The following is a 26,757-nucleotide window of genomic DNA, read 5'->3' as shown; positions in this document are numbered from 1 at the left end:
GCAAAATAAGTAAGATGAAGGATAGCACAATTTATTTTTTATATTGAGGCATTTATGGACCTTTTAGATTATAACTCTGGTGGAGCATTTCTTCTAATTGTTGCTGGCGCTTTTTGTTGGTTGGCGATTAAGATTGTACCTCAGCAACAGGCGTGGATTGTTGAGAGATTGGGGAAGTATAACAAAACGCTGCAGCCTGGATTGACGTTTATTGTTCCTTTTATAGACAGAGTAGCTTATAAACATACTCTAAAAGAAAAAGCTATAGATGTGATGCAGCAATCGGCAATTACAAAGGATAATGTAACTTTAGCACTCGATGGCATAATTTATGTGAGAATTATCAACCCGGTTGATGCTTCTTATGGTGTGGAGAATCCGTATTACGCAGTTACTCAGTTAGCTCAAACTTCAATGAGGTCGGCCATTGGCAAGTTAGTTATGGATAAAAGCTTTGAAGAGAGAGACTATTTGAATACCCAGATCGTCTCTGCAATTAATGAAGCTGCGTCAACTTGGGGTATTCAATGCATGAGGTATGAAATTCGTGATATTACTCCCCCAGCAACTATACTGAAAGCCATGGAAGCGCAGGTGTCATCTGAAAGGCAGAAAAGAGCTGAGATTTTGGAATCCGAAGGGAAGATGCAATCTATGATCAATATAGCTGAGGGCCATAAAAAAGGAGTGGTACTGAACTCTGAAGCCGAAATGGCAGACAAAATAAACAAGGCTAAAGGGGAAGCAGAAGCAATACAGCTAGTTGCACAGGCTACAGCTGTTGGGATTAGAAAAATTGCAGAAGCAATGATTGAGACTGGTGGAAAAGACGCGGTTTCAATGAAAATTGCCCAGCAATACATAGAAGCTTTTCAAAATATTGCAAAGAATAGTAATACTGTGATTATTCCATCTGAAATAGGTAATATCAGCTCCATGGTTACACAGGCAATGACTATATTTGAGCATGTAAAAACCAAGGAATTGAAACCAGATTTAAAGTAGTAAAAGATGTTCAATTTTAATAAGTTAAAAGCTTTTTTTTGTTCTTGGCCAACATTAAGACTACAAGACATAAAAACGCTGATTCGCAGATCAAAAAATTTCATTCATGAAACAAAAAAGAAATTGGATAATCTGTCAAAAACAAATTTTGATCTAGGTTTATATCACTTCAACAAAGGCAATATCAACGATGCAATTTTCAGATTTAAAATACTGAAACGTTTTGACGATAAATACGAGGACTTAGATTATCTGCTGGGTAGGTGCTATTTTGAAAAGTCTAAGTATGATAAGGCAAAGTTTTTTTGGAAAGTTATTTGTTAGCTAATAGGCCAAAATTTAAGGAAGAGGCAACATATTGTGTAAGGGTAATTAATAATGATACCTGTGGACTGCAGTTTGTACCAATTGGGATTGTGACACATAAACTTAACCAAACATTTGAGCTTCGCACAGATCCCAAACAGCCTAAGCAAGATTGTAATGCTGTATATGATAGTCTGAAGGAAGCTTTGGAAATTAACGAGAAGGTGTTTAATTACAACATGCTAGACTTGGGATGTTGTTCTGGAGCGATTGCTTTAAAAATGAGGAAAGATCAACTGCTACATTTTGTTTTGGGAGTTGAGGCTAATAAAAATCTGGCTGATTATTGCAGAAAATTATCAATTGGACCGGAGCATGTGTATAATAATGTCATCAATCAGGATGGCAAGCTTTTCTTAGATTCTAAGGCTCAAACAAATATGAAGTTTGATATAATAATGGCATTGGGTTGTGTAAATTATTCAATCAATCCTGAGTTCTTCCTAACTAAGTTGAAAACATATATAAATAAAGATGGTCTTGTAATTTTAACCTTTTTCTCTAAAGAAGAGATTCATGATTATATTTTTGACATTAAGTTAGAGGTTTTCCTCTATAATCAAAATTATATTGCAGAAACAGCGACAAAACATGGTTGGCAAATTGTAAAACAAAGTAACATAGCAAGAAAACGCAAAAAACCTTCTGAGATGATCATGATTTTAAAACTAAATGAACATTATGCGGAATCTAAAAGTGAATAGGATTTTTATACTGGCCGTAGCCTTTTTTTTGTGTCATGCGCATGTTGTTTTAGGTAACGATGAAAAAGAGGTTGGCGCTGATTATGAAGATTTCTCAATTGACGATGATTTTTACCAGAGCTTTGAACAGATAAAAATTTACGATCCCTATGAAAAATTTAACCGTTCTGTGTATCGTTTTAATAGGGTAATTGATAGATTCATCATAGAACCTCCAGCTAAGTTTTATCATTATGCCTTTCCATCTCCTGTCAAAAGAAGGGTCAGCTCATTTGTCAGTAACTTATCTGAGCCGCTGAAAGTAATTTGTGGAGTTGTTCAGCTAAAGCCAAAAGTTGCATTTGATTCTGGTTTTAGGTTTTTTATGAATAGTATCTTTGGGGTGTTTGGAATATTTGACGTTGCAACTTTGGCTGGTTTGAAAAAGCAGGATGTTTCTTTTGGGAGCGTTTTAAAGTACTACAGCGCAAATGAGGGGCCGTATTTAATCCTACCAATCATAGGACCATCCACCATGAGAAGGGCGGTTGGAACTGGTATAGATATGGTTTTGGACCCAGTCGCAATGTTAAAATTCAAGAATCATATTAAATTCAGAAACTATTATTACGGAACAAGGATTGTTATCGGACGAGAAAGTGTGATAGGCATAGGGGATATGATTTCTAAAGGATCCTTTGATGAATATGCAACTCTGCGCAGCTTTTATTATCAAAATCTTGCTAGTAAACTAAAAAAGACAAATAAATACGAATAGGAATAAATTTATGACCATGCCGAAAATAGTTTTTGTGACTGTGTTTCTTGCTATAGCGATTGTTTACAATAGCTTGGCAGAAAGTAATAAGAAAGTTGCTGATTTTATTAATGATACTGCTAGTGAGGTAATAAAAATAATTGAATCCAAAGAAACGCAACAACAAAAACAAGAAAACCTAAAGAACATTTTTCATCAATCTGTAGATATAGATTGGATGGGTAGGTTTTCTTTAGGAAAATACCTTCGCCAATTAGATCAAGATAAAATAGAGGAATATTTAACTGCTTATAGAGAATTTTTGACCAACGTATATGTGTCTAAATTTACGGAATATAACGGGCAAAACTTTTATATAGACTCCATCAAAACAGTTTCGGAATCGCAGTATATAGTGGCAACAAAAGTAAACGACTCTCAAAACACTAATGGTCAATTTACCATAGCTTATAGAATTAAATATTTGGACACAGGGTTTAAAATTCGTGACATCATCGCAGAGGGTGTCAGTTTGATTTTGGGCCAGAGGTCTGATTTTAACTCTGTTATATCCACTGATGGGATTGACTCTTTAATTAAGAAACTAAAAAATAAAGTTAAATAAAACTTCGTCTATGGACATTTTGTTGTAAACAATATATAGTGTGATTCAAAGTGATATAGCGCATATTGCACTATATATAGTAGTAGTTGCAAAACCCGAGAAGCTCATAAATATATGTTTGAAAGCAAGATAAAATACAAAGTACAACTTGACCATTCCCGTGATGATAATTTAAGCGAATCTGGGAAAGCAATGCTTTTAGATCGCTATTTGTTAGAGGGGGAAGTTTATCAAGATCTTTTCGCAAGAGTTGCAACTCATTACTCGGACGACCAACAGCACGCTCAAAGGCTTTATGATTATATGAGCAAATTTTGGTTTATGCCAGCAACTCCAGTGTTAAGCAATGGAGGTGCAAAAAGAGGGCTACCTATCTCATGTTTTTTGAATGAGGTTGGGGATAGTCTTAAGCACATAGTAGAGATTTGGAATGAAAATGTATGGCTCGCTTCAAGGGGAGGTGGTATTGGTACTTATTGGGGTAATATTCGCTCAATTGGTGAAAAAGTTGCCAATAGTGGCAGAACATCTGGTATAATACCATTTTTAGGGGTACAGGATAGGTTAACACTAGCAATCTCCCAGGGCAGTTTAAGGAGGGGGAGTGCTGCTGTATACCTGCCAGTCTCTCACCCCGAGATTGAAGAGTTTATTGAGTTAAGAAGGCCAACTGGCGGAGATCCAAACCGTAAGACTTTAAATTTGCACCATGCAGTCGTAGTAACTGATAAGTTCATGCATGCGGTTGAAAAGGATTTGCCATGGGAGTTATTAAGTCCTAAGGGTAATTCAGTGGTATCTATTGTCAAAGCTAGGGATATATGGATTAGAATATTGATTGCAAGAATCGAAACCGGCGAACCATATATAATTTTTGCTGACAGTGTGAATAAAAATGCCCCGGCAATATATAAAAAACACGGCCTGGAAGTTAAAACTTCGAACTTATGTAGTGAGATCACCTTAACAACTGGTAAAGACCACCGCGATGAAGAGAGAACTGCTGTATGCTGTTTATCTTCACTTAATCTTGAGAAGTATGATGAGTGGTGTGATAATGAGTTGTTTATTATTGATGTTATGAGGTTTTTGGATAATGTTATTCAGGATTTTATCGATAATGCACAAGATGACATGAGCAAAGCTCGGTATTCAGCTTATAGAGAAAGAAGTGTGGGGCTTGGAGTTATGGGGTTTCACTCATTTTTACAATCCAAAATGGTGCCAATTGAATCAGCTGTGGCTAAGTCATGGAATTTAAAAATCTTTAAATATATTCATGAGCAGGTTAATCTGGCTTCCAAGCTGATTGCAGAGGAAAAAGGGGCTTGTCCTGATGCTGCTGAACTTGGAATTATGGAAAGATTCACGCATAAAACTGCCATTGCACCAACTGCTTCCATTTCTGTAATAGCTGGTTCTACCTCACCTGGGATTGAGCCATTCAACTCAAACGCATACACGCAAAAAAGCCTGAGCGGGTCATTTAACATACGGAATAAGTTCTTGAAAAAACTGCTTCAGGAAAAAGGCATGGATAATGAGGATGTTTGGTCTTCCATCATGAACCACGAAGGTTCTGTTAGACACTTAGATTTTTTAAATCAACATGAAAAAGATGTGTTTAAAACAGCTTTTGAAGTTGATCAATACTGGTTGATTGAGTTCGCTGCTGACAGAACACCATATATTTGCCAAGCTCAGTCTGTGAATTTATTCCTTCCGGCTGATATCAATAAGAAGGAACTAAACAAGTTGCACTACTTAGCATGGAAAAAAGGTCTAAAAAGCTTATATTATTTAAGATCGAAATCATTACAACGTGCAGACAAAGTCTCATTAGCGGTAAACGATGTGCAGCAACAACTTGAGATTAAGCTTACTCCCAAAGAAGAAGATGATAAGTATGATGAGTGTCTGGCCTGCCAGTGATAAAAACTAAGGTGTGAATCTGCTAATAAAAAGGGTAATGAATCTAAGCGTGCTTACTTAGCACGCCGCTTTTTATTTCGTAGATGTTGCAATGCGTATAAAACGGGGAAGACTAATAGAGCGATCCAGCGTGATGTTCCTCCTTGTAAAAATAAGTGGCAAAATATTAAAAATTGTGCAATGTATACTAAGCGATGCAGCTTCTTCCACGCTATAACTCCCATTCTTTTGATGGAAAATTGGTTACTCGTAAGGGCGAGGAAAAATAATATAATAACCACAATAACCCCAGGTAAAATCACGGGATGAAAAAGCCATTTAGAGAAAAAAGAGCCCCCTTTTTTTTCTATATACAAAAACGCATGAAAAAAAGCATAAACAAAGCTTGCCACTCCTATGATACGGCGATGGCGGTTAATTTTTCTTGGGAGTGAAAATTTTGAAGCAACGGTAACCAAAGGGTTTAAAAGCAGCACGCTCACTAAAAAGAAAAGAGCACTATACCCAAGCGACGAGAACATAAAAGGGGAGTGTTGCCATAAGATAGATAAGATGCTAAAATGAATATAGCGAGCAACAAAGAAAATAGAGATATGAATACAGAGTGTAAAAAATGCAGTAGCAGTAAATACGTTAAGAATGGTAATATTAGGGGTATGCAAAGGTATAAATGCAAAGAGTGTGGATGTAATTTTACAAGCACTAAATTAAGAGGCTGTTCGCCAGAGATGAAGGCTCTGGCAGTGTTATTGTACAGCATGGGGAAAAGTAGCTTTAGATGGCTAGGGAAATTATTTAAAGTAGCTCATACTAGCGTATATAAGTGGATAATACTGTATGCTAAAAAGATACCAAGACCAACAGTGCCGGAAGAATTGAGAGAAGTTGAAATAGATGAGATGTGGCATTTTGTAGATTCAAAAAAAACAAATTATGGATATGGAAAGCCTATAGTAGGGAGCTCAAGAGAGTTGTTGCCTGGGTGGTTGGTAAGCGTAACGTTACAACCTTTAGAAAATTGTGGAAAATCATAAGTAGAGATAATTGCACTTATTACACAGACGATTGGTCTGTTTATTCAGAGGTTATACCTCGCCATCAACATGTTGTTGGCAAACAACATACACTCTCAATTGAGTCCAATAACTCAAACACAAGGCACAGAACCCAGAATTGCAAGAATGACCAGAAAAACAAAGGTAGTTTCAAAATCTGAAGAAGTTGTCGATCTTACGATTAAGCTCTGGGTACATTTTGAGGATAACAATAATTTCCTAAGTGAGCAGGGCAATTTTATATCTATCTTTGGCTAACACTCTGCATAAAAGAACGCATACTTGGAACAAAATTTGCCGCTATAAACATAAAAACACCTGGCATATTAAGACATATCCAATCCCGATTCTTCTTAAAAAACATTTCCATAAATTACGCTTATCACTCGCTATACTGCAAGTGTATAATTTTGTAGTACATTTTTCAACATACAATGTGAGTTATATACTCCGATAACTTGAAAAATTGGCGTCAAAATACTTCGGACTTTGCATTTCGTCACGTACTTTTGTACGCTCCTCATGCTCATCACTCGCATTCCTCGCTCTTTTCCAAGTTCTCTGTCGTCTATAAATTTCATCAACTCTTGATTTACTAGATAATGTCGTCATGAGATTTTAAGCCAAAGAGATAAGCATCTAATCTGAATTGCGGCAAGAAAAGAAGCTGAATTTTTAGCATATCTGGTTGCAATTCCCCTCCATCTTTTAAGATGAAGAAAGGTGTTTTCTACAATATGCCTTATTTTGTATAAATCTTTATCGTATTTTCTCTGGGTGATTCTGTTCTTTTTAGGAGGAATAACAACTCTCATGCCCAATTCTTGGGCATGGTCAATTATGTAATTAACATCGTACCCTCTGTCGGCTAGTAAGTACTCAGCTTTCATCTCTTCAATAAGATTAACAGCCTGCTTGCAATCAGCTTCTGAGCCTTTTGTGATAATAACTTTGAGTGGCATACCATGTGAATCCAAGGCAAGGTGAATCTTTGTATTGAGCCCCCTTTTGTACGACTCATATCTTGATTGCCGCCTTTTGCACCTGAAGCATGTGGATGCACTTTACTATGACTTGCGTCTATCATTAACCATTCCATATCAGGTTCTTTCACAAATATCTCCAATAAAGCCTCCCATATCCTTTTGTCTCTCCATCTGCAAAATCTTTTATGTGTATTTTTCCATCCTCCATATTCTGAAGGCAAATCTCTCCAGGGAGAACCTGTTCTTAATATCCAAAATACTGCGTTAATGAATCTTCTGTTATTATGTGCCAAACCTCCCCACGTACCTTCCCTTCCTGGCAAATGATCCTTTATCAAATCCCACATATTATCTGTTATATCATGCCTATGTAGCCCTAAATCCATTTTTACTCCTGATTTATCTTTTCTTTCATATTATATCACAAATCTCATGACGACACTATCTAGAGGTATACTCCGATAATTTGAAAAATTGGCGTCAAAATACTTCGGACTTCGCATTTCGTCACGTACTTTTGTACGCTCCTCATGCTCATCACTCGTATTCCTCGCTCTTTTCCAAGTTCTCTGTCGTCTATAAATTTCATCAACTCTTGATTTACGAGAGGTATACTCCGATAACTTCAAAATTGGCGCAGTCATATTTCGGATCGGGGCCTTTTCAATTTTATAAATGCAATTAGGTGATCAAGTTGCCTATAGTATAGATTGAAATATAAGTTTTTTTCAGCATAATGAGCGTGAAAGTACATAAATAATATATATGAAAAATTTCAACGCTGATTTAAATGTTGTATTAGATGCAATCAGAAAAGCTTTACCTAGGATATCTAGAGACTTCTATGAAGTAGAAAAATTGCAAATATCTAAAAAAGGGGTCACAGATTTTGTAACCAACACAGATTTAAAAACAGAGAAAACTTTAGTCACTCATCTGCAAAAAGCAAGAGCAGACTATGGCTTTTTAACAGAAGAAAGTGGTGAGTTACCAAGCTTAAATGGTACTAAAAATCTTGGATTTGAATATAGATGGGTTATAGATCCAATAGATGGTACATTCAATTTTATGCATGGTATCCCATTTTTTTGCATATCAGTTGCGTTAGTGAAAATTGAGAATAACAAAACATCAGTGCTGTTGGGCGTGATATGTAACCCGAGTAATAACGAAATCTTCTATGCAGGGCGCAATATGGGGGCGCATCTTATTGATCACTTAGGAACGCATAGAAAAATGAGGATTCCACACCACAAAGATTTTGAACGTGTGGTTTGCGCTGTTCATGACAATCCACACCCAACAGGCAGGCTTAATGAGTATATTGATTATGTTCAAAAGAAGCATTGTAGAACGAGAATTTTTGGTGCATCTGCATTAGAAATGGCATATTTAGCTGATGGGAGAATTAACTTATTAATACAAGGTAAGCTTAATGTATGGGACTATGCTGCAGGTTTGTTGATTATAAGGGAAGCTGGCGGTGTTGTGCGAGATTTAAATGGAAAAGACTTTGAGTTCAATGTGGACAGTGGGATTATGGCAGGTAATCAGGATATGATTGAAGAGATAGAAAAGGGCTACAAGAATGTATAAAGGCAACGCTTTTATGGTTGCTGCTTTAGAGGAGGCAATGAAAGCTGGGCAAAATGATGAAGTCCCAGTAGGGGCAGTTATAACATATAATGGTGCGATTATATCTCAATCCCACAACTTAGTAAGAAAGAACATGGACCCCACGGCACATGCTGAAGTTTTATGTATAAGAGCAGCATCGCAAAAGCTGAGTTCTTATTACTTAGATGAATGTGATATATATGTTACTCTCGAACCCTGTGCCATGTGCGCTCAGGCCATAGCATTTAGCAAGATTAAGCGCCTGTATTTTGGGGCATACGATGAGAAATTTGGAGCAATCGAAAACGGTGTGAGATTATTCAATGCTCCCATCTCTAATCATAAGCCAGAAATTTATGGCGGAATAGAACAAGAAAAAACAACAGAAATAATCCAGACGTTCTTTAGTAATAAAAGGGGGAGGGCGGGTATACTCCTATAACTTCAAAAATTGGCCTCAAAATATTTCGGAATTCGCATTTTGTCACGTACTTTTATATGTTCCTCACGCTCATTTCTCATATCCCTAGCTCTTTTTGAAGTTATCTATCGTCTATAAATTCGCCAATCCTTGATTTACTAGAGGTATATATATATTTATAAATTAGAATTGGAATTGATCACATCAGCCACCAGAGCAGAGTCCACATAAGCCTTGACTTTGGCAATCTTCCCTCCGTCAAATTTCGCTATCCAACAATAAGTGTTATCAAAAGGTTTGCCGGATTTTGTATGAGATAAAGACCTCATCTCCACAATGGCGAAAGGACCAATTATTAGGAGGTTTTCAACTTTTAATATCACACCACCTTCTTGTAATACAGTTGCCAAACGTCCAAACGTACTTGTAATAAAAGATGCTTTGTTATGATATGTTCCAGCCAGCGGATGGGTCCCCATCACTTGCCAGATGACATTGTCATCTACGTACTTAAAAAATTCCTGGTTCTTGCTATTTTCCAATAAAGTAAAAATTTCTTTTACATATGTCTCATCAAGTTTCATTGCACACACCCACATAAATCAGAATATAATTATTCGTATATCATCACACTTAACGTCTTTCAAGACGTTAATGCCAACTTACCATTTTTATCAACTAATTTTCCATCTTTTAAAAGAAAAATCTGGTCTGATATCTTGTCTAAAAAATCTAAATCGTGCGATGCAATCACCATTGTAACATTCATCTTCTCTCTGACCGACTTTAATAGCGATGCGACATCAAGTGTGGCTGCAGCATCCAAACCTGACGTTGGTTCATCGCATAACAAAACTTCCGGTTGCATCATCAGACTTCTTGCTAATGCCACACGCTGTTTTTGACCACCGGATAAACTGGAGGGATATTCATTAGCCTTGCCTGCAATACCCAAATCTCTAAGCATTATTTTGGCTCTTTCATAATGATCATGTGTTTTATCCTTAAGTTTTGGCGCATATACCAAATTTTGTAAAACAGTCATATGGGGGAAGAGCTGAAAGTCCTGAAACATAAACCCAACTCTACCACTGCACTCTATGGTACCTGAATCTGGCAATTCCAGTTTTTGTATACACCGAAGCAAAGTTGACTTCCCACTACCAGATGGTCCTGCAAGGCCAATAATAGTGGATTTTTCTATTGAAAGACTGATATTGTCAAGTATTTGCACATCGCCAAAAAATTTATTAACATTAGATATTTTGAGCATACCAACCGCTTTTTTCTATTTTTTTACCAAGATACTCAACCAGCAACACAAGGCTGTAATAATAAACCCCCGCAATACAAAGTGGCATAAAATAAGTGAACTTTTCTGCAGCTAAAATCTGTGCTGTACGCATTATATCAACCCCACCAATTGTGGTTATAAGCGCTGTTTCTTTAAGAAGTGTAATCACTTCACTTACCATTGCTGGCAGAATATTTTTAATAACCTGGGGTAGAATGATATCTTTCCACATATAAAAACCAGGTATCTCCAAAGTTCTTGCCGCTTCGCATTGGCCTTTGGGCAAACTCTCAATACCAGACCTTAAAATTTCTGCAACATATGCAGAGCTGTTTAAGCCAAACGTAAGAATACCAGCTGTGATAATGCTAAGCTTCATACCTATAAGACCAGGAGCTATGAAATATACAAAACTTAATTGGAGTATAAGGGGGGTTCCTCTCAAGATTGATATTAGCCTATTGATGAACGTACAACCCACTTTGTTATATCTTAGGATAGAAAGAACCAGTCCGATAACAATGCCTAAACAAAGACCGCCCATCAGCAATTTTAGGGTGAAGGCAATTCCCGTTCCGATAAATGCAACATACCCGAAATATTTAGCAAATTGTGCTTGCAAATGAACCAACAACTCTTGAAGTTGCAGAAGTATATGTAAAATGAAGGCTTCCATTAATTATCCTTAAACCATTTTTGTTTCAGTTTTTGCAGTTCGCCTTTATCTGCTAAGGACTTCAATGCCGTATTTATATCATTTAAAAGTGGAGATTCTTTTTTCACTGCAATCCCATATCCTTCATCAGCTTGAGCAATTATCTGATATGCCAGTCCAGGATTGTTTGCGCTAAAAGCTTTTGCTTGCACGCCATCAATAAATACGCCTTCAGCATGCCCAGCTTTTAACGACTCTATTGCTTGGTTATTGTTATCTACCGCAATAACTGTAGCAGCAGGAACATTTTTCTTCAGCCAAATCTCCATTATTGTTCCTAACTGACAAGCGATTTTTTTTTCAGATAATTGCGATTTTTCAATGATAGGCTGCTCTTTTAAATAAACCACAGCTAAATTTTCTTTGTGATAACTTTCTGAAAAATCAAAGCTTTGCTTGCGCTCTTGTGTGATTGTGATGGTAGAAATAGCCGCATCTATTGAACCACTCTGAAGCGCCGCCAATATGCTGGTAAACTGCATGTCTTCAAATATTGCTTCTTTACCTAGTTCTTTTGCCACTAGTCTAGCAAGCTCAATATCGAAACCTTCAATCTTTCCACTGTCGTAATATTCAAATGGTGGATAATCTGCAGATGTTCCAAATTTAATTACATTCTGTACTTTATCTTCTTTACACCCTAAAAACAACATGCACGTTGCAATTAAAGCGCTATAAATAACCTTGTTCATATGGGTTCCTACTTTATTTCTTAACCTAACCAATTGTATTAATTTAATATTGCATTGTCAAGCTATAATGGATATGGTTGCATATATATTGAATATATATGCGAAAAATGAAAGCCAATGTGTTAGACGGGCATATTTTTAACATTGTCCAAAATCATAAGATTGTTGAACAGAGCAATTTGCAGCAAATGCTTGCAGGCAGGGGGTATAACATCCCACAGGCCACTTTGTCAAGACGGCTTAAAAAGCTTGAAATTGCCAAAATTGATGGTGTGTATAAAGTTATGAGATTCAACCAACCTCACCTCCCATTAATATTAAACTTGCAAGTTTCTGAATTTGGATTAATAGTGCTGCAAACACATCCAGGACAAGCAAGCAGTCTGGCATATTTCTTTGATCAGAAATATGTTAACTATTCGCAAAAAACCACCCATGATAATTGGATACTTGGAACAATCGCCGGCGACGATACGGTACTGCTCATAATAAAGAACAGAAGCTGTTTGGATTCGGTGTTAAACATGCTCTATGTTGAATTTTCTTATTTAAAACCGTTGTATACCTCAAGTTGAATTAAGAATTGGAGTAATTAGGCATAAAAAGCCAAGCCGTAAGGCTTTATGAATGCGTGACTCGCGCTGTGAAACGGATCCTCTCGCAGCCTGAGCATTCATTCCACAACGTTTCCAATTTTTCAAGTTGAAGCAGTATATATATTTTTTTGATAGACAATAAACTGTTATTTTACTAGGATAAGTCTAATATCTGATATCAAATAAAACATCAAAAACTCGTATGAGAAAAAAAATAGCGTTAATAGGTGGTGGCAACATAGGCGGAACATTGGCATATATCATAGCTTCTAAAGAGCTTGGGGATGTTGTGATTCTGGATAGAACAAGAGAATTCGCGGCGGGTAAAGCTTTGGACATAGAGGAAAGCCTGCCCATAATGAAAAAAGATTTGTCATTGATAGGTACGGATAGCTATGAAGACATAGCGGGGGCTGACTTGGTTATAATCACGGCTGGGGTGGCGAGAAAACCAGGGATGAGTCGCGATGATCTGCTAAGTATCAATGCAGAAGTAACTAAATCTGTTGCAGAAGGTGTTAAAAAATATGCTTCCAACGCTTTTGTTATTGTTGTTACCAATCCTTTGGATGCCATGGTCTATGCATTTTTGAGATACTCTGGATTTTCTAGACACAAAGTGGTTGGTATGGCTGGAGTTCTTGATTCAGCAAGGTTTAGACTGTTTTTGGCGAGGGAATTAGGCGCTTCAGTCCAAGATATCACGACTTTTGTACTTGGTGGACACGGAGACACGATGGTGCCATTAATAAGATATACTAATGTTGGTGGAGTGCCACTAGAAGACTTAATAAAACAGAATGTTATCTCGACTGAAAAAGTGGAGTCAATTATCGAAAGAACAAGAAAAGGGGGGGAAGAAGTTGTAAAGTTGCTTAAAACGGGTTCTGCGTTTTATGCACCTGCTACATCGGCGGTAGAAATGGCAGAATCTTATCTCAATGATGAGAAACGGCTTATACCGTGTTCTATCTTTCTTGAGGGAGAATATGGCCTAAACGATATTTGTATGGGGGTTCCTGCGTTTATAGGAAATAAGGGTGTGGAAAAAATCATAGAAATTGGGTTTAATGATGATGAAAAAGTTGTTTTTCAAAAATCTGCAGAGGCTGTAGGAGATCTTGTTGCTGCCATGAAGAGAATTTTGAATTAACAAACACTCAATTAAAAATTAAATGCATAATTATATTCTAGTACGTGGTGCGAAGGAGCACAATTTAAAAAATCTTGATATTGACATACCAAAAAATAGTTTGGTGGTAATTACGGGGGTAAGTGGTTCGGGCAAGTCATCTTTGGCTTTTGATACAATTTATGCTGAAGGTCAGAGGCGATATGTGGAAAGCCTTTCTTCATATGCAAGACAATTTTTGGAAATGCATGGCAAGCCAGATGTTGAATCGATAGATGGGTTGTCTCCTGCGATTGCCATAGATCAAAAGGCTGCTTCAAAAAACCCTAGATCAACAGTTGCAACTGCTACAGAAATTTATGACTACCTAAGGGTATTATTTGCACGTATTGGCGTACCGTATTCTCCTGCCACTGGACTGCCCATCAAGAAACAAAGTGCAACGCAAATGGTGGATGCGCTTATGAGGTTACCAAAGGGAAGTAATGTGATATTGCTTGCTCCTGTGGTGCGTGGTCAGAAAGGTGAACACAAAAAAGATTTGTTACAATATCGTCGATTGGGGTATGAAAAACTTAAGTTGGATGGTAAGTATTACGATTTTGATGAGCTGCCGCATATCGACAAAAATAAAAAGCACGATATTGAACTTGTGGTTGATAGGATAAAGATTGAGGGCGATTCAAGGGACAGGTTGGTTGATGGTGTTGAGAGTGTTCTAAAAATATCAAAAGGGCAGCTATATGCAGAAGTTCAGCATACAAAAAGTGATAAGGTGGAGATAATTATCTTTTCTGAAAAGTTTTCTTGTCCTGTCTCTGGGTTCTCTTTGCCTGAAATTGAGCCCAGAATTTTTTCATTCAACAGCCCTTATGGGGCATGCAGTATGTGCAATGGGTTTGGTAAAATAATGAGTTTTGACGAAAAATTAGTAATACCAAAACCAACCCTCTCTTTAGTTGAAGGAGCAATTGCTCCTTGGCAAAAGAAAAATTCCAGATACTCTAATGCCCAAGACAAGTTTTATGAAAGTCTGATAGATGCTTTGTCCAAGCATTATGACTTTAACCCGGAAATACCATTTGAAAGTTTACCAACTGACATACAGAAAGTGATACTATATGGAAGTGGTGAGGAAATCATAAAATTTTCTTATCAAGACGGGTACAGAATGTCAACTGTGAGCAAAGCATATAAAGGAGCCATCCCGCTCCTGGAAGAGAAAGCCCAAAAAACGGAAAGTAGCTATATGATTGAAGAACTTTCCAAATATCAAGTTCAAGTTAATTGCCGTGAATGCTCAGGTTATAGGGTGAAAAAAGACTCGTTATGCGTGAAAATCAATAACAAGCATATAGGCGAAGTTTCAGAGCTGACAATAGATCAGGCACATGAATGGTTTAAGAAGCTAAATAAGGAGCTTGATTCCATGCAAGTGAAAATTTCAAAATTGATTTTAAAAGAAATCGAGAGAAGATTGAAATTTTTGATCAATGTGGGATTGGATTACTTAACCCTCAATCGGCCATCCTCAACGCTCTCTGGTGGAGAAAGTCAAAGAATCAGGTTAGCTTCTCAGATAGGTTCAAGCTTAACTGGAGTGCTTTATGTACTGGATGAACCATCCATAGGTTTACATCAAGCTGATAACGACAAGTTGATAGATAGCTTGAAGGAGCTTAGAGACTTGGGAAACTCTGTTTTAGTTGTGGAACATGATGAAGATACGATGAGGCAAGCTGATTACTTAATTGACATTGGAAGATATGCAGGAGTGAATGGTGGGGAGATTATGGCTCAAGGCACTCCTGAGGAGGTGGCTAAAAATCCTGAAAGTCTAACCGGAAAATATTTGTCGGGGGAATATTTTATCCCGGTACCAAAAGAAAGAAGGGGGTACAATAAGAACAAGGTGATACATATAAAAAATGTCACTACTAACAACCTAAAAAACGTTGATGTGGATATTCCTATTGGGAATTTTGTTGCGGTCACTGGTGTTTCTGGTAGTGGCAAATCCAGTTTAGTATTGCAAACTTTATATGGTGTGGTTATGAAAAAATTGCATCATAGCAATATAGAATGCGGTGAGTATAGTGAGATACGTGGGCTGGAAAATATAGATAAAGTCATTGAAATTGATCAGCAGCCAATTGGAAGAACTCCAAGGTCTAACCCAGCAACGTATACCGGTGTTTTTTCACCAATCAGAGACTGGTTTGCAGGATTAAAAGAATCAAAACTGCGTGGTTATTTGCCGGGAAGATTCTCTTTCAATGTAAAGGGTGGAAGATGCGAGGTGTGTGAGGGAGATGGGTTGCTAAAGATAGAGATGCATTTTTTACCTGATGTGTACGTCAAGTGTGAAGAATGTGATGGAAAGCGGTATAATAAGGAGACTTTGCAGATTAAGTACAATGACAAAACTATATCTGATGTCCTTGAGATGACAGTCGATGAAGGGCTTAAGTTTTTTGAAAACCTGCCCCTCATCAATGAAAAGCTTAGAGCGTTGCATGAAGTTGGATTGGGTTACATAAGCATTGGACAATCTGCAACAACACTTTCGGGTGGTGAAGCTCAAAGAATAAAACTTGCAAAAGAGCTTTCAAAAAAGTCCACAGGAAGAACATTATACATATTAGATGAACCCACAACAGGGTTGCATAGCCATGATATACAAAATCTATTAAAAGTTCTGCATGAACTGGTTAATATGGGGAATACAATTGTTGTAATAGAACATAACCTCGATGTTATAAAAACAGCGGATTACATTATAGATATCGGTCCTCACGGTGGTGAAAAAGGCGGAGAGGTAGTGGCAAAAGGTACGCCTGAAGAAGTGGCCAAGAGCAAGGGAAGTTTAACAGGGAAGTACTTAGCTGATAAGCTCAGGTAGTAATCAAAGACCGCTATAGATACTCCGATAACTTGAAAAATTGGCGTCAAAATACTTCGGACTTCGCATTTCGTCACGTACTTTTGTACGCTCCTCATGCTTATCACTCGTATTCCTCGCTCTTTTCCAAGTTCTCTGTCGTCTATAAATTTCATCAACTCTTGATTTACTAGAGGTATACTCAAAGTATTTTAAGAATTGCCAAGGAATTGAGTGCCGAGCATGAGGAGCTTATAAAAGTACGTGATGAAATGCGAGAGCGTAAAAATGACGATGCCAACTTTTAAAAGACGCAGAATATAATAGCTCCTCCGTCAAAATATGCTTGAAATTCAACTTTTGACGGAGGGATTGTCTAACTTCTAACCAAGATATTACGAACTGCCTGAGGGGCAACCATAATAGAGATTTGACACCCAAAGCTTACCTCATTTTTATGCTGCGCTCTTCTGCAGCTGAAAAAATGCTCCTCATTTGAATATGTGTCGATGCCTAAATCGTCTATATTTTGAACTCCACTCTCAAGCAATATGTCATAGCAATATTTTGGTAAATTGAATAAAAACTTTTTTTCGTTAGACTCCATGTGTAAACAAGTTTTTATTGTGAATCGTGTCGTCAAATCAGCCCCAACTTTTGATGGAAATCCATTGATTGAACTGACGAAATATTTTTCATTGTACTGATTTTGTTTGATGAATAATTGGCGGAAATTTTCTTCCACTTCATAATGCACTTGCCTTATGCATGGCCCTATTGCAGCATAGATTTTCGGTTCCTTGAATTCTTTTATTTTACTAATGGCATTTTGTATAACACCGCCATATGCTCCTCTCCACCCAGCATGCACAACCATGGCAATTTTATTTTTATCATCCCAAATCAATATGGGCACACAGTCCGCTGTTACAACAGCAACCGCGCTTTTAGCGCGTTTTGTAAAAACAGCATCTCCCGTCAATTGATTAATACTATTATCTGCCTGCACAACCGTACTGGAGTGTATCTGTTTTAACAACGTGATGTTGGCCAGATCGATATCTAAGGAATCGGCAACCACTTGCAAATTTCGTTCCAGATTTTGGTTCAGATCACCAACATCAAATTTACAATTGAGACTACTATATGGTCCTTTACTATAGCCTCCTTTTCTTGTAAAAAAACCATGCTGTACCCCGAGACCATCCAATAAAACAGATTTTATACATATTTCACTCATGTGTATATTCAATATTTTCGTACGCAACGGCAATAGTCGCAAGGGTGCTTGTAAAAACTTCCGATGGCATCATTGCCATTGAACTTGGGGCGAAAAACATGCCTCTGGAATTCAAGTTGTGGCTTACACCTTTGTGTATGTTATATCTGGCAAATTTTCCCACTGCTTTCCTATCCACCATATAGATTATATTTTCAGCGTGGTAATTTTCAATCATCTCTATAGTACTGATGCTTTCTTGAATCACTACTTGAGAGTTTGTGACACTGCCCTTTATCACGTCAAGACTGTTCCGCAGCTTTTTATTAATGTTTAATATTTCCTCCCCATTTCTTACAGAAATAATTCCCCTGCCAAAAGTCCCGTTATTGGCTTTTATAAAAACAACCGGCTCTTCTTTGATGTGGTACTCGTTGTACTTCTGCTGAATTTTTACCACAAGCTTATCCACATTGTGTGCAATACATTCCAGTCCCTCCTTCATTTTAAAGCTCACGTTTTCGCATTGCGTAAAATAGGTGGAGATAATCCATGGATCAATGGAAAACTCTTGGCAAAATTGCTTAACCAATTCATTGTATTCATAATAATGACAGGATTTTTTTCTGCTATGCCAACCATATTTTATATCAGGTAATACGGGAATCGTTAAGTCCATTAACTCATTTGGCACCTCCTCTGTGAGGTCATTGTTTAAAAGTACCAGCTCTGGAATCCAATTCTTACTAACCGTTAAAGTTCTTCCACTTCGTTTAGCCTGAAAAATTTCAACTCCCATATCTTTTGCATAATCTGACGATTCACCATGAAGCGAGACGAACTTTATCTCTAAACCAGTATTATTTAAAATTTTTAAAAGAACTTTTAGATGATCGAGGTAATTTGCGTTTCTAGTAAAAGCTTCCACCACTACAGCCAATCTCTTAACTTCGGGAAAGTGTTTCTTAAAAAAAACGTTGAAGTACTGTATTGCAAGCCCTATTGAATCCACACCCAGGTTATTAAACCCAGAAGGGAACAGATTAGTATCCACCGGGGCAATTTTAAAGCCGGCATTTCTGATGTCCACTGACGAGTAGACTGGGGTGGTTTCTAATGTTTTGCTGTCCAACCAATCATTGACTTTTTTGTTGTTTTGAGAAAGAAAATTATTCAGTTCTAAAACAGCGTTATTACTTTCTTTATTCATATTTACTTATGTAAATCATACATTGCTTGTACTGCGAACATAGCACTTATAGCTGCAGTTTCTGCCCTTAAAGTTAATTCACCTAAACTTACATTATAACAGTTTGCCAAACAGTTAAGTTGCTCCACTTCTTGTGAGGAAAAACCACCCTCAGGACCGATTAAGATCGCTGAGTCATTTTGGTAATTTAATTTTTTTTCCAATTTCAGAACCGCCTCTGACGTTTGCTTGTTATCGCATAATATTAGGTTGGCATTTTCAGCTTTCGTAATAAGCTCACCTATGCTTAAGATATTATGAATTTTTGGAATATCAAGTCTATTGCATTGTTCAGCCGCTTCTTTTGCAACTAAATAAAATTTTTCAATATTAATATCACGTACAATCGACCTCTTAGTAACAATAGGGTATATTTCGCGCACATTTAATTCTGTGGCTTTTTGTACGACTAAACTGTTGTTTTGTCTTTTCAATAATGAAAAGGCTAGGATTATTTTCGAAAGATTGGATGGCATCCTTATATTTATAGTGGGAATCAGGAATACATTATTTTTAGATATTATATCCACCTTACTCAGCCATTCCCCATCCTTATCGTTAAATATATAAACATCTTCCTGGTTCTTGACTTTCATTACGTTTAGCAGATAATGAATGTTTTCCCTTTCCAACCTAATTTGCTGGTCTTTGACAATTGATGGCGCTAAAAACAACCTAAGAGCACTCATTTGTTTCGACGTGTAGCTTTGATTTTTGCAGAGCTTGTTTTTTTATGTGAGTTGGTAGCATACATGAAGATGTATTGCCTTTTTTTAGCTATAATATGCTGTTTTTTATGCCTTTTATTAGGTTGTATTTTGCTGTATACACTATTGAGCAAATGTATCATGTGATCATCTCTTGCTTTGGCAGTTTGTCCCCCCATCACAATTGCAATAAGCTTACCCTCTGGGCGCTTTGTTGAAGTTGCTAAATTAAAACCAGAGGCAGCGACATAGCCCGTTTTTAATCCGTCAGCCCATTTATACCTACTTAACACTCTATTGTGCCCTTCTATTCTTTTTCCCTTATACATAAAAGACTTCATCGCAAACAAATGATAGTAATTGGGAAAGTCTTTTCTCAAGGCAGAAGCCAACAATGACAGGTCATGTGCGGTTGTGTATTGCCTATCATTATGCCAGCCGTGGGAATTTTGGAAGTTTGTATTATGCATATTTAGTTCTTTAGCCTTTTTATTCATAAGGGCTACAAATTTTGCTTCGTTACCTGCAGTTGCCTCACTCAACACAACAGCTGCGTCATTTGCAGACTTTACGATAAGCGCATAAACAGCCTGACGAATCGTAATTTTTTGTCCTACTTTTAAAGCTATGTTACTTTTTGGCATACTAGCTGCCTTTTGTGACACAGTCACGCTCTGTCCAAGATTTAGCTTCTTTTTTTGCAAAGCTTCAAATGCTAAGTATAGCGTCATCATCTTTGTGAGCGAAGCAGGGTATCTTTTATGATGTGCATTTTTCGAATACATCACCTCCCCGGTATCTGCATTTAAAACTATGCTTGCATATTTAGATGAACTTTGTATTGAAGAGCCTGAATAGCATAATATAGCATTAAAACAGAAAAGTGCAAAAAACAGACAATGTATTATGAACTTTCTCAATGGTATTTCATTCTCTAGAATTATAGCATACCAAAATATCTATCAAAGCAAGCCATTTATGTCAAGAAGTTGTTATGGGGGGTTACAATTTCACTTTTATGCATAGCTTTTATAAGCTCCCAGTGCCTATCACTCATATATCCTATCCTTTTATTGAGACTTGGGTGTCTATCCATGAGATGTTTTCATCTTTTCTATAACAGAGTGTTAGCCAAAGATAGATATAAAATTGCCCTGCTCACTTAGGAAATTATTGTTATCCTCAAAATGTACCCAGAGCTTAATCGTAAGATCGACAACTTCTTCAGATTTTGAAACTACCTTTGTTTTTCTGGTCATTCTTGCAATTCTGTGCCTTGTGTTTGAGTTATTGGACTCAATTGAGAGTGTATGTTGTTTGCCAACAACATGTTGATGGCGAGGTATAACCTCTGAATAAACAGACCAATCGTCTGTGTAATAAGTGCAATTATCTCTACTTATGATTTTCCACAATTTTCTAAAGGTTGTAACGTTACGCTTACCAACCACCCAGGCAACAACTCTCTTGAGCTCCCTACTATAGGCTTTCCATATCCATAATTTGTTTTTTTTGAATCTACAAAATGCCACATCTCATCTGTTTCAACTTCTCTCAATTCTTCCGGCACTGTTGGTCTTGGTATCTTTTTACTGTATTCATATTTCTATTTTCTTTGTTGCTCGCTATATTCATTTTAGCATCTTATCTATCTTATGGCAACACTTCCATATTACCATTCTTAACGTATTTACTGCTACTGTATTTTTTAGGTTCTGTCGCATCTGTTGAAACACATAAGAATTTTTGATATTCTGAAAGAAATAGTTGCTGGTAATAATGTTTAAAGTAGACCCAAAATTAATGAAGTATTTTAAGAACCATGAATATGGCGCAGAAATCATTATGGTATCGCTGTATATGAAAGGAAGATATTCTTTAAGTTACAGAGAGATAGAAGAGATAGGCGGGTTGAGAGGACTCAACATAGATCACGCCACTCTACAAAGATGGGTAGTAAAGTTTATGCCAATACTTGAAGGAAGATTCAGAAAAAGAAAAAAGCCAGTCAACGGCAGCTGGAGAATGGACGAGACATATATCAAGGTTAAAGGTAAATGGGTCTATTTGTATAGAGCAGTTGATAAATACGGGGATACCATAGATTTTATGCTAAGAGCAAAAAGAGATAAAAGGGCAGCTAAAGCGTTTTTCAGGAAAGCAATTAAATCTAGTGGCCAGCCTATAAAGGTTAATATAGATAAAAGTGGCTCTAATACTTCTGCTTTGAATTCGATCAATAAGCCATTATCTAAAGAAGACCAAATAGAAATTAGGCATAACAAATATCTAAACAATAGGATAGAAGGCGATCACAGATTTGTAAAGAAACGAACTAGACCGATGCTTGGTTTCAAATCCTTTAGAAGTGCCGCCAGGACTATTGCAGGAATAGAGCTCTTGCACATGATTAAAAAAGGACAACTTGCTGACAATGACAATTATAATTCTGACTTTGATAAATTTCTTTCACTAACTGCTTAATGGAAAAATATACAAATAATTTGAAAGTTTTTGCATCATATTACAGATGCGACAGAGCCCTTTCCTTGCCGCAATTCAGATTAGATGTTTATCTCTTTGGCTTAAAATCTCATGACGACATTATCTAGTTGTTATTTATAATCTGATTATGGCGGAAGGAGAAATATATAGTTTTGAAGTGAAGGAAGGGGAGGGGGGTGAAAGGATTGATAAATACATCACCTCTCAGTTAGGGGGAAGAACCAGATCACAAATCCAATTTTTAATTCTTAATTCTAGCGTTTATTTAAACAATAACGTAGAAAAAAATTGTGGTAAAAAAATAAAATGCGGTGATAGAATAAATTTAACTATTCATTCAAAGCCAACAACATTAAAGCCATATCATATTAATCTTGATGTGGTGTATGAAGATGAGGACCTACTTGTAATAAACAAGCCTGCTGGCCTTACAGTGCATCCTGGTGCCAATACTCAAAATGACACATTGGCCAACGCACTGATTGCGCAGTTTGAAAACTTATCATCCGCAAGTGGAGAGACAAGGCCTGGGATTGTTCACCGATTAGACAAAAATACATCTGGATTAATGTTGGTTGCAAAGAATAATGAAACGCATTTATATCTGTGTGGCCAGATTATGGAAAGAAAAGTCAAAAGAAAATATTTGGCTCTAACTTATGGCGTTCCTAATCCGGTGATGGGGCAGATAGCTACCAACATCGCTCCATGTAAAAAAGATCCAACAAAAATGCGGGTTGTGGGTGGCGCTGTTGGCAAAATTGCTGTCACAAATTATAGGGTGCTTAAGGTTTTTGAAAATAGAATGTTTAGTTTGGTTGAATGCGAGCTTGAAACTGGAAGAACTCATCAAATTAGAGTGCACATGAAATATAAAAATAATCCAATAGTGGGCGATCAAAAATACGCAATTTACTATAACTTTAATGTGGGAATTGTATCTTCGCAAGTAGTAGAGGAAATTAGATTGTTAGGAAGACAAGCCCTTCATGCTCATCAATTAATGTTTTATCATCCAAAAACACAAAAACCGATGATTTTTGAAATCCCCATAGATAGAAAAATAAAAAGCCTGATAGATTTGTTACAGGTGGATAGGTAATCATAAGATTTTAAGAAATTAGATTGCTCGCGTCTTTTAAAAGTTGGCATCGTCATTTTGGCTCTGTCGCATCTGTAATATGATGCAAAAACTTTCAAATTATTTGTATATTTTTCCATTAAGCAGTTAGTGAAAGAAATTTATCAAAGTCAGAATTATAATTGTCATTGTCAGCAAGTTGTCCTTTTTTAATCATGTGCAAGAGCTCTATTCCTGCAATAGTCCTGGCGGCACTTCTAAAGGATTTGAAACCAAGCATCGGTCTAGTTCGTTTCTTTACAAATCTGTGATCGCCTTCTATCCTATTGTTTAGATATTTGTTATGCCTAATTTCTATTTGGTCTTCTTTAGATAATGGCTTATTGATCGAATTCAAAGCAGAAGTATTAGAGCCACTTTTATCTATATTAACCTTTATAGGCTGGCCACTAGATTTAATTGCTTTCCTGAAAAACGCTTTAGCTGCCCTTTTATCTCTTTTTGCTCTTAGCATAAAATCTATGGTATCCCCGTATTTATCAACTGCTCTATACAAATAGACCCATTTACCTTTAACCTTGATATATGTCTCGTCCATTCTCCAGCTGCCGTTGACTGGCTTTTTTCTTTTTCTGAATCTTCCTTCAAGTATTGGCATAAACTTTACTACCCATCTTTGTAGAGTGGCGTGATCTATGTTGAGTCCTCTCAACCCGCCTATCTCTTCTATCTCTCTGTAACTTAAAGAATATCTTCCTTTCATATACAGCGATACCATAATGATTTCTGCGCCATATTCATGGTTCTTAAAATACTTCATTAATTTTGGGTCTACTTTAAACATTATTACCAGCAACTATTTCTTTCAGAATATCAAAAATTCTTATGTGTTTCAACAGATGCGACAGAACCATTTTTTTAGACCATGGTCCAAACTTCCTTAAATCAAACCATCACATTTATCCTTATTTTATCTTTCAACGCTCCCATCATGGGAAAAAGTAGCTTTAGATGGCTAGGGAAATTATTTAAAGTAGCTCATACTAGCGTATATAAGTGGATAATACTGTATGCTAAAAAGATACCAAGACCAACAGTGCCGGAAGAATTGAGAGAAGTTGAAATAGATGAGATGTGGCATTTTGTAGATTCAAAAAAAACAAATTATGGATATGGAAAGCCTATAGTAGGGAGCTCAAGAGAGTTGTTGCCTGGGTGGTTGGTAAGCGTAACGTTACAACCTTTAGAAAATTGTGGAAAATCATAAGTAGAGATAATTGCACTTATTACACAGACGATTGGTCTGTTTATTCAGAGGTTATACCTCGCCATCAACATGTTGTTGGCAAACAACATACACTCTCAATTGAGTCCAATAACTCAAACACAAGGCACAGAATTGCAAGAATGACCAGAAAAACAAAGGTAGTTTCAAAATCTGAAGAAGTTGTCGATCTTACGATTAAGCTCTGGGTACATTTTGAGGATAACAATAATTTCCTAAGTGAGCAGGGCAATTTTATATCTATCTTTGGCTAACACTCTGAAATTCTTTAATTAAATCTATTATAAAATTTTCTCTTTGGCATAAGTTTTTGTAATCCCACAGATCAATAATTCTTTGCGCGCACATCTCTGACTTTAGATTTTGCACTTCATCCAGCATGTTTTTTAAATTTGGAGCTTTGTCTTTTTTCATACTTTATCCACACTAAATCCACCGCAAGGGTACTATAATTTTAGTTATAAGTCCACTTAGCCAAAAAAATTTTTTTTAATGATACTAAATTCTTTACTTTGTTAGAGTTTTGTCTACTATCTGACATATGCCATGAGCATTGTAAATAGAATGATTCGTCCATTAAAATTATATATAAAGTCCTTCTTGTTATTTGAGATTCTCAAAGGTATGTGGGTTACCTTGACATATCTTTTTAAGAGAAAGGTTACTTTGAATTACCCATTTGAAAAAGGTTACATAAGCCCAAGATTTAGGGGAGAACATGCTTTAAGGAAGTATAAAAACGGTGAGGAGCGTTGTATTGCTTGCAAGTTATGCGAAGCAATTTGTCCTGCTCAAGCCATCACAATAGAAGCCCAAGCAAGGAATGATGGAAGTAGGCGAACTACAAAGTATGATATTGATATGACTAAGTGCATTTATTGTGGTTTATGTCAGGAGGCTTGTCCAGTTGATGCAATTGTTGAAGGGCCAAACTTTGAGTACGCAACAGAAAGCCATGCTGAATTGTTATGCAGTAAAGAAAAATTGTTGGATAATGGAAAAGTATGGGAAGATGTGATTTCTAACAACATTAAGTCGTGTGTTAAACCTTGATAATAATGGGCTCATTGGACAGTATACTGTTATCCGAGAGTTTTATGTTTCCCCCATCCTAGAAAACAGGGGAAAGTAGTAAATCTTGGTATATAAGTAATTTTGCAGGCAGCGTAATAGCAGTCATCGGGAGTGTTCATAAATAGATAGAAAGAGCTAAAGCTTTGTTAAAAAATAAAACAAGGGATAATCTTAGCATTTCAGAACACTTGCTAAAGCGTTTAGTCTTGCGATTTAATCTAGCAAGCATATCCCTTAAGGAGGAATTGAAGCTCTCAACCAAACAAGTTTCAGACTTTGTCTGCAGATGTATTTGAGCAATTTTATAATGACAATAGACCTCATACCCATCTGTACACATATAACGAATTTGGTATTTTTCTCCTAGCTCACGAGCTAAATCTACGTAATTTTCTTTATCACCTGAACCTACTTTAAACGCAACAGTTTTGAATCTGTCCCTATCGACAGCAGTCCATATTCTTGTTTTATTCTCTTTTTTTTGACGTATGTATATAGCTCATCCATCTCTAATATCTCTATACGCCTCTTATCTCCCTCTATCTTTTGATTCGTCACCATCTCATCTACTACTTTCCCTGCTTGTTTGATCCAATAAAATACTGTACTTAACGGGATATTTAATATGTGAGCTATCCTCCTAATTCCGCAGTTATTTAGATACATCTTTATCACCATGCTCCTCTCTTTATTACCATATTTCCAATTCTTCCTACCATCTCCTTCTGTAAAGTTTTTATTACAACTCTTACATTTGTATCTCTGCTTTTTCCTTGCATATCCATTTTTTGATACCCCTTTCCCTTTGCAATATTTACATTCTATTTTCTCCATTTTTCCCTTTCTTTTTTTTCCTTCCCTCTCCTTATATCACATTCTT

34 protein-coding genes are annotated in these 26,757 nt (G+C 36.7%); 18 read left to right on the top strand and 16 right to left on the bottom strand.

Annotation, left to right across the window (positions count from 1 at the left end):
• The first annotated feature begins 54 nt into the window (after window positions 1-54).
• The 5 genes from Bandiella_RS03015 to Bandiella_RS02995 all read left to right on the top strand — a co-directional run bounded on the left by Bandiella_RS03015 (window position 55) and on the right by Bandiella_RS02995 (window position 5,368).
• Window positions 55-1,005, top strand: a complete 951-nt coding sequence (locus Bandiella_RS03015; RefSeq protein WP_323733315.1) for an SPFH domain-containing protein — start codon at window positions 55-57, stop codon at window positions 1,003-1,005.
• A 305-nt stretch (window positions 1,006-1,310) separates the two neighbouring features.
• On the top strand, window positions 1,311-2,075 hold the full coding sequence (locus Bandiella_RS03010) for a class I SAM-dependent methyltransferase (RefSeq protein ID WP_323733314.1): 765 nt from the start codon (window positions 1,311-1,313) through the stop codon (window positions 2,073-2,075).
• On the top strand, window positions 2,068-2,832 hold the full coding sequence (locus Bandiella_RS03005) for an MlaA family lipoprotein (protein ID WP_323733313.1): 765 nt from the start codon (window positions 2,068-2,070) through the stop codon (window positions 2,830-2,832). The genes Bandiella_RS03010 and Bandiella_RS03005 overlap by 8 nt, the downstream gene beginning before the upstream one ends.
• Before the next feature lie 16 nt (window positions 2,833-2,848).
• Window positions 2,849-3,436 carry an MlaC/ttg2D family ABC transporter substrate-binding protein gene (locus tag Bandiella_RS03000; protein WP_323733312.1) on the top strand — a complete coding sequence of 196 codons (588 nt, stop codon included), beginning with the start codon at window positions 2,849-2,851 and terminating at the stop codon, window positions 3,434-3,436.
• A 114-nt stretch (window positions 3,437-3,550) separates the two neighbouring features.
• Window positions 3,551-5,368: a ribonucleoside-diphosphate reductase subunit alpha gene (locus Bandiella_RS02995; RefSeq protein ID WP_323733311.1), complete on the top strand. Its 1,818-nt coding sequence runs from the start codon at window positions 3,551-3,553 to the stop codon at window positions 5,366-5,368.
• Between the two features lie 53 nt (window positions 5,369-5,421).
• On the opposite strand, the gene Bandiella_RS02990 is transcribed toward Bandiella_RS02995, so the two are convergent.
• The gene (locus Bandiella_RS02990; protein ID WP_323733310.1) at window positions 5,422-5,889 is read right to left on the bottom strand and encodes a ferric reductase-like transmembrane domain-containing protein; all 468 of its coding nucleotides are present in this window, start codon (window positions 5,887-5,889) and stop codon (window positions 5,422-5,424) included.
• Window positions 5,890-5,928: 39 nt separating this feature from the next.
• Between Bandiella_RS02990 and Bandiella_RS02985 the strand changes: the two genes are divergently transcribed.
• Genes Bandiella_RS02985 through Bandiella_RS02975 form a run of 3 tightly spaced genes read left to right on the top strand, consistent with a single transcriptional unit; the run spans window position 5,929 to window position 6,681 of the window.
• A complete protein-coding gene (locus Bandiella_RS02985; RefSeq protein ID WP_323732851.1) occupies window positions 5,929-6,402 on the top strand; it encodes an IS1/IS1595 family N-terminal zinc-binding domain-containing protein in 474 nt (157 codons plus the stop codon).
• Window positions 6,306-6,584, top strand: coding sequence for an IS1 family transposase (locus Bandiella_RS02980; RefSeq protein WP_323733388.1), 279 nt, complete (start codon window positions 6,306-6,308; stop codon window positions 6,582-6,584). The genes Bandiella_RS02985 and Bandiella_RS02980 overlap by 97 nt, the downstream gene beginning before the upstream one ends.
• Window positions 6,550-6,681: a hypothetical protein gene (locus tag Bandiella_RS02975; protein WP_323733026.1), complete on the top strand. Its 132-nt coding sequence runs from the start codon at window positions 6,550-6,552 to the stop codon at window positions 6,679-6,681. Before Bandiella_RS02980 ends, Bandiella_RS02975 begins: the two co-directional genes overlap by 35 nt.
• 183 nt (window positions 6,682-6,864) lie before the next feature.
• Here Bandiella_RS02975 and Bandiella_RS02970 read toward each other — a convergent pair whose 3' ends face one another.
• Both Bandiella_RS02970 and Bandiella_RS02965 read right to left on the bottom strand, forming a co-directional pair.
• The gene (locus tag Bandiella_RS02970) at window positions 6,865-7,035 is read right to left on the bottom strand and encodes a hypothetical protein (protein WP_323733309.1); all 171 of its coding nucleotides are present in this window, start codon (window positions 7,033-7,035) and stop codon (window positions 6,865-6,867) included.
• Window positions 7,032-7,795, bottom strand: a protein-coding gene (locus Bandiella_RS02965; protein WP_323732808.1) for an IS5 family transposase whose coding sequence is annotated in 2 segments (ribosomal slippage) — window positions 7,032-7,423 and window positions 7,423-7,795 — 765 coding nt in all. Because the reading frame shifts where the segments join, the coding sequence is not laid out codon by codon here. Before Bandiella_RS02965 ends, Bandiella_RS02970 begins: the two co-directional genes overlap by 4 nt.
• 379 nt (window positions 7,796-8,174) lie before the next feature.
• On the opposite strand from Bandiella_RS02965, the gene Bandiella_RS02960 reads away from it, so the two are divergent.
• Together Bandiella_RS02960 and Bandiella_RS02955 are read left to right on the top strand one after the other, a co-directional pair.
• On the top strand, window positions 8,175-9,005 hold the full coding sequence (locus Bandiella_RS02960; RefSeq protein ID WP_323733308.1) for an inositol monophosphatase family protein: 831 nt from the start codon (window positions 8,175-8,177) through the stop codon (window positions 9,003-9,005).
• Window positions 8,998-9,468, top strand: coding sequence for a nucleoside deaminase (locus Bandiella_RS02955; RefSeq protein ID WP_407651263.1), 471 nt, complete (start codon window positions 8,998-9,000; stop codon window positions 9,466-9,468). Before Bandiella_RS02960 ends, Bandiella_RS02955 begins: the two co-directional genes overlap by 8 nt.
• A 155-nt stretch (window positions 9,469-9,623) precedes the next feature.
• Here the strand turns inward: Bandiella_RS02955 and Bandiella_RS02950 are convergent, their stop codons facing one another.
• Genes Bandiella_RS02950 through Bandiella_RS02935 form a run of 4 tightly spaced genes read right to left on the bottom strand, consistent with a single transcriptional unit; the run spans window position 9,624 to window position 12,148 of the window.
• Complete coding sequence (locus tag Bandiella_RS02950) at window positions 9,624-10,031, bottom strand: nuclear transport factor 2 family protein (RefSeq protein WP_323733306.1); 408 nt, start codon at window positions 10,029-10,031, stop codon at window positions 9,624-9,626.
• 59 nt (window positions 10,032-10,090) lie between these two features.
• A complete protein-coding gene (locus tag Bandiella_RS02945; RefSeq protein WP_323733305.1) occupies window positions 10,091-10,720 on the bottom strand; it encodes an amino acid ABC transporter ATP-binding protein in 630 nt (209 codons plus the stop codon).
• Complete coding sequence (locus Bandiella_RS02940; protein ID WP_323733304.1) at window positions 10,704-11,417, bottom strand: amino acid ABC transporter permease; 714 nt, start codon at window positions 11,415-11,417, stop codon at window positions 10,704-10,706. The genes Bandiella_RS02945 and Bandiella_RS02940 overlap by 17 nt, the downstream gene beginning before the upstream one ends.
• Window positions 11,417-12,148 carry an ABC transporter substrate-binding protein gene (locus tag Bandiella_RS02935; protein WP_323733303.1) on the bottom strand — a complete coding sequence of 244 codons (732 nt, stop codon included), beginning with the start codon at window positions 12,146-12,148 and terminating at the stop codon, window positions 11,417-11,419. Before Bandiella_RS02935 ends, Bandiella_RS02940 begins: the two co-directional genes overlap by 1 nt.
• 107 nt (window positions 12,149-12,255) lie before the next feature.
• On the opposite strand from Bandiella_RS02935, the gene Bandiella_RS02930 reads away from it, so the two are divergent.
• The 3 genes from Bandiella_RS02930 to uvrA all read left to right on the top strand — a co-directional run bounded on the left by Bandiella_RS02930 (window position 12,256) and on the right by uvrA (window position 16,778).
• Complete coding sequence (locus Bandiella_RS02930) at window positions 12,256-12,723, top strand: arginine repressor (RefSeq protein ID WP_323733302.1); 468 nt, start codon at window positions 12,256-12,258, stop codon at window positions 12,721-12,723.
• 223 nt (window positions 12,724-12,946) lie between these two features.
• Window positions 12,947-13,897, top strand: coding sequence for a malate dehydrogenase (gene mdh / locus Bandiella_RS02925; RefSeq protein ID WP_323733301.1), 951 nt, complete (start codon window positions 12,947-12,949; stop codon window positions 13,895-13,897).
• Between the two features lie 22 nt (window positions 13,898-13,919).
• The gene (gene uvrA, locus Bandiella_RS02920) at window positions 13,920-16,778 is read left to right on the top strand and encodes an excinuclease ABC subunit UvrA (protein ID WP_323733300.1); all 2,859 of its coding nucleotides are present in this window, start codon (window positions 13,920-13,922) and stop codon (window positions 16,776-16,778) included.
• Window positions 16,779-17,133: 355 nt separating this feature from the next.
• Here uvrA and pgeF read toward each other — a convergent pair whose 3' ends face one another.
• The 5 genes from pgeF to Bandiella_RS02895 all read right to left on the bottom strand — a co-directional run bounded on the left by pgeF (window position 17,134) and on the right by Bandiella_RS02895 (window position 21,464).
• Window positions 17,134-17,997 carry a peptidoglycan editing factor PgeF gene (gene pgeF / locus Bandiella_RS02915; RefSeq protein WP_323733299.1) on the bottom strand — a complete coding sequence of 288 codons (864 nt, stop codon included), beginning with the start codon at window positions 17,995-17,997 and terminating at the stop codon, window positions 17,134-17,136.
• Window positions 17,990-19,186, bottom strand: a complete 1,197-nt coding sequence (gshA, locus tag Bandiella_RS02910; protein WP_323733298.1) for a glutamate--cysteine ligase — start codon at window positions 19,184-19,186, stop codon at window positions 17,990-17,992. The genes pgeF and gshA overlap by 8 nt, the downstream gene beginning before the upstream one ends.
• A gap of 2 nt (window positions 19,187-19,188) precedes the next feature.
• Window positions 19,189-19,914, bottom strand: a complete 726-nt coding sequence (locus Bandiella_RS02905) for an RsmE family RNA methyltransferase (protein ID WP_323733297.1) — start codon at window positions 19,912-19,914, stop codon at window positions 19,189-19,191.
• Window positions 19,911-20,852: a D-alanyl-D-alanine carboxypeptidase family protein gene (locus Bandiella_RS02900; RefSeq protein WP_323733296.1), complete on the bottom strand. Its 942-nt coding sequence runs from the start codon at window positions 20,850-20,852 to the stop codon at window positions 19,911-19,913. Before Bandiella_RS02900 ends, Bandiella_RS02905 begins: the two co-directional genes overlap by 4 nt.
• A 207-nt stretch (window positions 20,853-21,059) precedes the next feature.
• Window positions 21,060-21,464 (bottom strand): IS1 family transposase, encoded by a 405-nt coding sequence (locus Bandiella_RS02895; protein WP_323733295.1) that lies wholly within the window; start codon window positions 21,462-21,464, stop codon window positions 21,060-21,062.
• 247 nt (window positions 21,465-21,711) lie between these two features.
• Here Bandiella_RS02895 and Bandiella_RS02890 point away from each other — a divergent pair, with 247 nt between their 5' ends.
• Together Bandiella_RS02890 and Bandiella_RS02885 are read left to right on the top strand one after the other, a co-directional pair.
• Complete coding sequence (locus Bandiella_RS02890) at window positions 21,712-22,416, top strand: IS6 family transposase (protein WP_323732571.1); 705 nt, start codon at window positions 21,712-21,714, stop codon at window positions 22,414-22,416.
• A gap of 148 nt (window positions 22,417-22,564) precedes the next feature.
• Complete coding sequence (locus tag Bandiella_RS02885) at window positions 22,565-23,539, top strand: RluA family pseudouridine synthase (protein WP_323733294.1); 975 nt, start codon at window positions 22,565-22,567, stop codon at window positions 23,537-23,539.
• Window positions 23,540-23,657: 118 nt separating this feature from the next.
• Here Bandiella_RS02885 and Bandiella_RS02880 read toward each other — a convergent pair whose 3' ends face one another.
• Entirely contained in the window at window positions 23,658-24,362 is a 705-nt protein-coding gene (locus tag Bandiella_RS02880) for an IS6 family transposase (protein ID WP_323732571.1), read from the bottom strand.
• A 147-nt stretch (window positions 24,363-24,509) separates the two neighbouring features.
• Here Bandiella_RS02880 and Bandiella_RS02875 point away from each other — a divergent pair, with 147 nt between their 5' ends.
• Window positions 24,510-24,785, top strand: a complete 276-nt coding sequence (locus Bandiella_RS02875; protein ID WP_323733293.1) for a hypothetical protein — start codon at window positions 24,510-24,512, stop codon at window positions 24,783-24,785.
• Window positions 24,689-25,057, top strand: coding sequence for an IS1 family transposase (locus Bandiella_RS02870; RefSeq protein WP_323733371.1), 369 nt, complete (start codon window positions 24,689-24,691; stop codon window positions 25,055-25,057). The genes Bandiella_RS02875 and Bandiella_RS02870 overlap by 97 nt, the downstream gene beginning before the upstream one ends.
• On the opposite strand, the gene Bandiella_RS02865 is transcribed toward Bandiella_RS02870, so the two are convergent.
• Entirely contained in the window at window positions 25,044-25,217 is a 174-nt protein-coding gene (locus Bandiella_RS02865; RefSeq protein ID WP_323733292.1) for a hypothetical protein, read from the bottom strand. The two genes, Bandiella_RS02870 and Bandiella_RS02865, sit on opposite strands and share 14 nt — an antisense overlap.
• 150 nt (window positions 25,218-25,367) lie before the next feature.
• On the opposite strand from Bandiella_RS02865, the gene nuoI reads away from it, so the two are divergent.
• Complete coding sequence (gene nuoI / locus Bandiella_RS02860) at window positions 25,368-25,856, top strand: NADH-quinone oxidoreductase subunit NuoI (RefSeq protein ID WP_323733387.1); 489 nt, start codon at window positions 25,368-25,370, stop codon at window positions 25,854-25,856.
• Between the two features lie 136 nt (window positions 25,857-25,992).
• Here the strand turns inward: nuoI and Bandiella_RS07490 are convergent, their stop codons facing one another.
• Window positions 25,993-26,337, bottom strand: coding sequence for an IS1 family transposase (locus tag Bandiella_RS07490; protein ID WP_407651266.1), 345 nt, complete (start codon window positions 26,335-26,337; stop codon window positions 25,993-25,995).
• Window positions 26,286-26,711, bottom strand: coding sequence for an IS1/IS1595 family N-terminal zinc-binding domain-containing protein (locus tag Bandiella_RS02855; protein ID WP_323732659.1), 426 nt, complete (start codon window positions 26,709-26,711; stop codon window positions 26,286-26,288). The genes Bandiella_RS07490 and Bandiella_RS02855 overlap by 52 nt, the downstream gene beginning before the upstream one ends.
• Window positions 26,712-26,757: the final 46 nt, after the last annotated feature.

The organism is Candidatus Bandiella woodruffii, from assembly GCF_034359465.1.
In the GTDB taxonomy this organism is placed as follows: domain Bacteria; phylum Pseudomonadota; class Alphaproteobacteria; order Rickettsiales; family Midichloriaceae; genus NDG2.
Note: the sequence above shows the minus strand (reverse complement) of the source record. Positions and strands in the feature narration are given on the sequence as shown.

What these genes read in the sequence shown, in the direction of transcription:
- Bandiella_RS03015 (WP_323733315.1), top strand. Translation starts at nt 55, where the DNA reads ATGGACCTTTTAGATTATAACTCTGGTGGAGCATTTCTTCTAATTGTT.
- Bandiella_RS03000 (WP_323733312.1), top strand. Translation starts at nt 2,849, where the DNA reads ATGCCGAAAATAGTTTTTGTGACTGTGTTTCTTGCTATAGCGATTGTT.
- Bandiella_RS02995 (WP_323733311.1), top strand. Translation starts at nt 3,551, where the DNA reads ATGTTTGAAAGCAAGATAAAATACAAAGTACAACTTGACCATTCCCGT.
- Bandiella_RS02990 (WP_323733310.1), bottom strand. Translation starts at nt 5,889, where the DNA reads ATGTTCTCGTCGCTTGGGTATAGTGCTCTTTTCTTTTTAGTGAGCGTG.
- Bandiella_RS02985 (WP_323732851.1), top strand. Translation starts at nt 5,929, where the DNA reads ATGAATATAGCGAGCAACAAAGAAAATAGAGATATGAATACAGAGTGT.
- Bandiella_RS02975 (WP_323733026.1), top strand. Translation starts at nt 6,550, where the DNA reads ATGACCAGAAAAACAAAGGTAGTTTCAAAATCTGAAGAAGTTGTCGAT.
- Bandiella_RS02970 (WP_323733309.1), bottom strand. Translation starts at nt 7,035, where the DNA reads ATGACGACATTATCTAGTAAATCAAGAGTTGATGAAATTTATAGACGA.
- Bandiella_RS02960 (WP_323733308.1), top strand. Translation starts at nt 8,175, where the DNA reads ATGAAAAATTTCAACGCTGATTTAAATGTTGTATTAGATGCAATCAGA.
- Bandiella_RS02955 (WP_407651263.1), top strand. Translation starts at nt 8,998, where the DNA reads ATGTATAAAGGCAACGCTTTTATGGTTGCTGCTTTAGAGGAGGCAATG.
- Bandiella_RS02950 (WP_323733306.1), bottom strand. Translation starts at nt 10,031, where the DNA reads ATGAAACTTGATGAGACATATGTAAAAGAAATTTTTACTTTATTGGAA.
- Bandiella_RS02945 (WP_323733305.1), bottom strand. Translation starts at nt 10,720, where the DNA reads ATGCTCAAAATATCTAATGTTAATAAATTTTTTGGCGATGTGCAAATA.
- Bandiella_RS02940 (WP_323733304.1), bottom strand. Translation starts at nt 11,417, where the DNA reads ATGGAAGCCTTCATTTTACATATACTTCTGCAACTTCAAGAGTTGTTG.
- Bandiella_RS02935 (WP_323733303.1), bottom strand. Translation starts at nt 12,148, where the DNA reads ATGAACAAGGTTATTTATAGCGCTTTAATTGCAACGTGCATGTTGTTT.
- Bandiella_RS02930 (WP_323733302.1), top strand. Translation starts at nt 12,256, where the DNA reads ATGAAAGCCAATGTGTTAGACGGGCATATTTTTAACATTGTCCAAAAT.
- mdh (WP_323733301.1), top strand. Translation starts at nt 12,947, where the DNA reads ATGAGAAAAAAAATAGCGTTAATAGGTGGTGGCAACATAGGCGGAACA.
- uvrA (WP_323733300.1), top strand. Translation starts at nt 13,920, where the DNA reads ATGCATAATTATATTCTAGTACGTGGTGCGAAGGAGCACAATTTAAAA.
- pgeF (WP_323733299.1), bottom strand. Translation starts at nt 17,997, where the DNA reads ATGAGTGAAATATGTATAAAATCTGTTTTATTGGATGGTCTCGGGGTA.
- gshA (WP_323733298.1), bottom strand. Translation starts at nt 19,186, where the DNA reads ATGAATAAAGAAAGTAATAACGCTGTTTTAGAACTGAATAATTTTCTT.
- Bandiella_RS02905 (WP_323733297.1), bottom strand. Translation starts at nt 19,914, where the DNA reads ATGAGTGCTCTTAGGTTGTTTTTAGCGCCATCAATTGTCAAAGACCAG.
- Bandiella_RS02890 (WP_323732571.1), top strand. Translation starts at nt 21,712, where the DNA reads ATGTTTAAAGTAGACCCAAAATTAATGAAGTATTTTAAGAACCATGAA.
- Bandiella_RS02885 (WP_323733294.1), top strand. Translation starts at nt 22,565, where the DNA reads ATGGCGGAAGGAGAAATATATAGTTTTGAAGTGAAGGAAGGGGAGGGG.
- Bandiella_RS02880 (WP_323732571.1), bottom strand. Translation starts at nt 24,362, where the DNA reads ATGTTTAAAGTAGACCCAAAATTAATGAAGTATTTTAAGAACCATGAA.
- Bandiella_RS02875 (WP_323733293.1), top strand. Translation starts at nt 24,510, where the DNA reads ATGGGAAAAAGTAGCTTTAGATGGCTAGGGAAATTATTTAAAGTAGCT.
- Bandiella_RS02865 (WP_323733292.1), bottom strand. Translation starts at nt 25,217, where the DNA reads ATGAAAAAAGACAAAGCTCCAAATTTAAAAAACATGCTGGATGAAGTG.
- nuoI (WP_323733387.1), top strand. Translation starts at nt 25,368, where the DNA reads ATGATTCGTCCATTAAAATTATATATAAAGTCCTTCTTGTTATTTGAG.
- Bandiella_RS02855 (WP_323732659.1), bottom strand. Translation starts at nt 26,711, where the DNA reads ATGGAGAAAATAGAATGTAAATATTGCAAAGGGAAAGGGGTATCAAAA.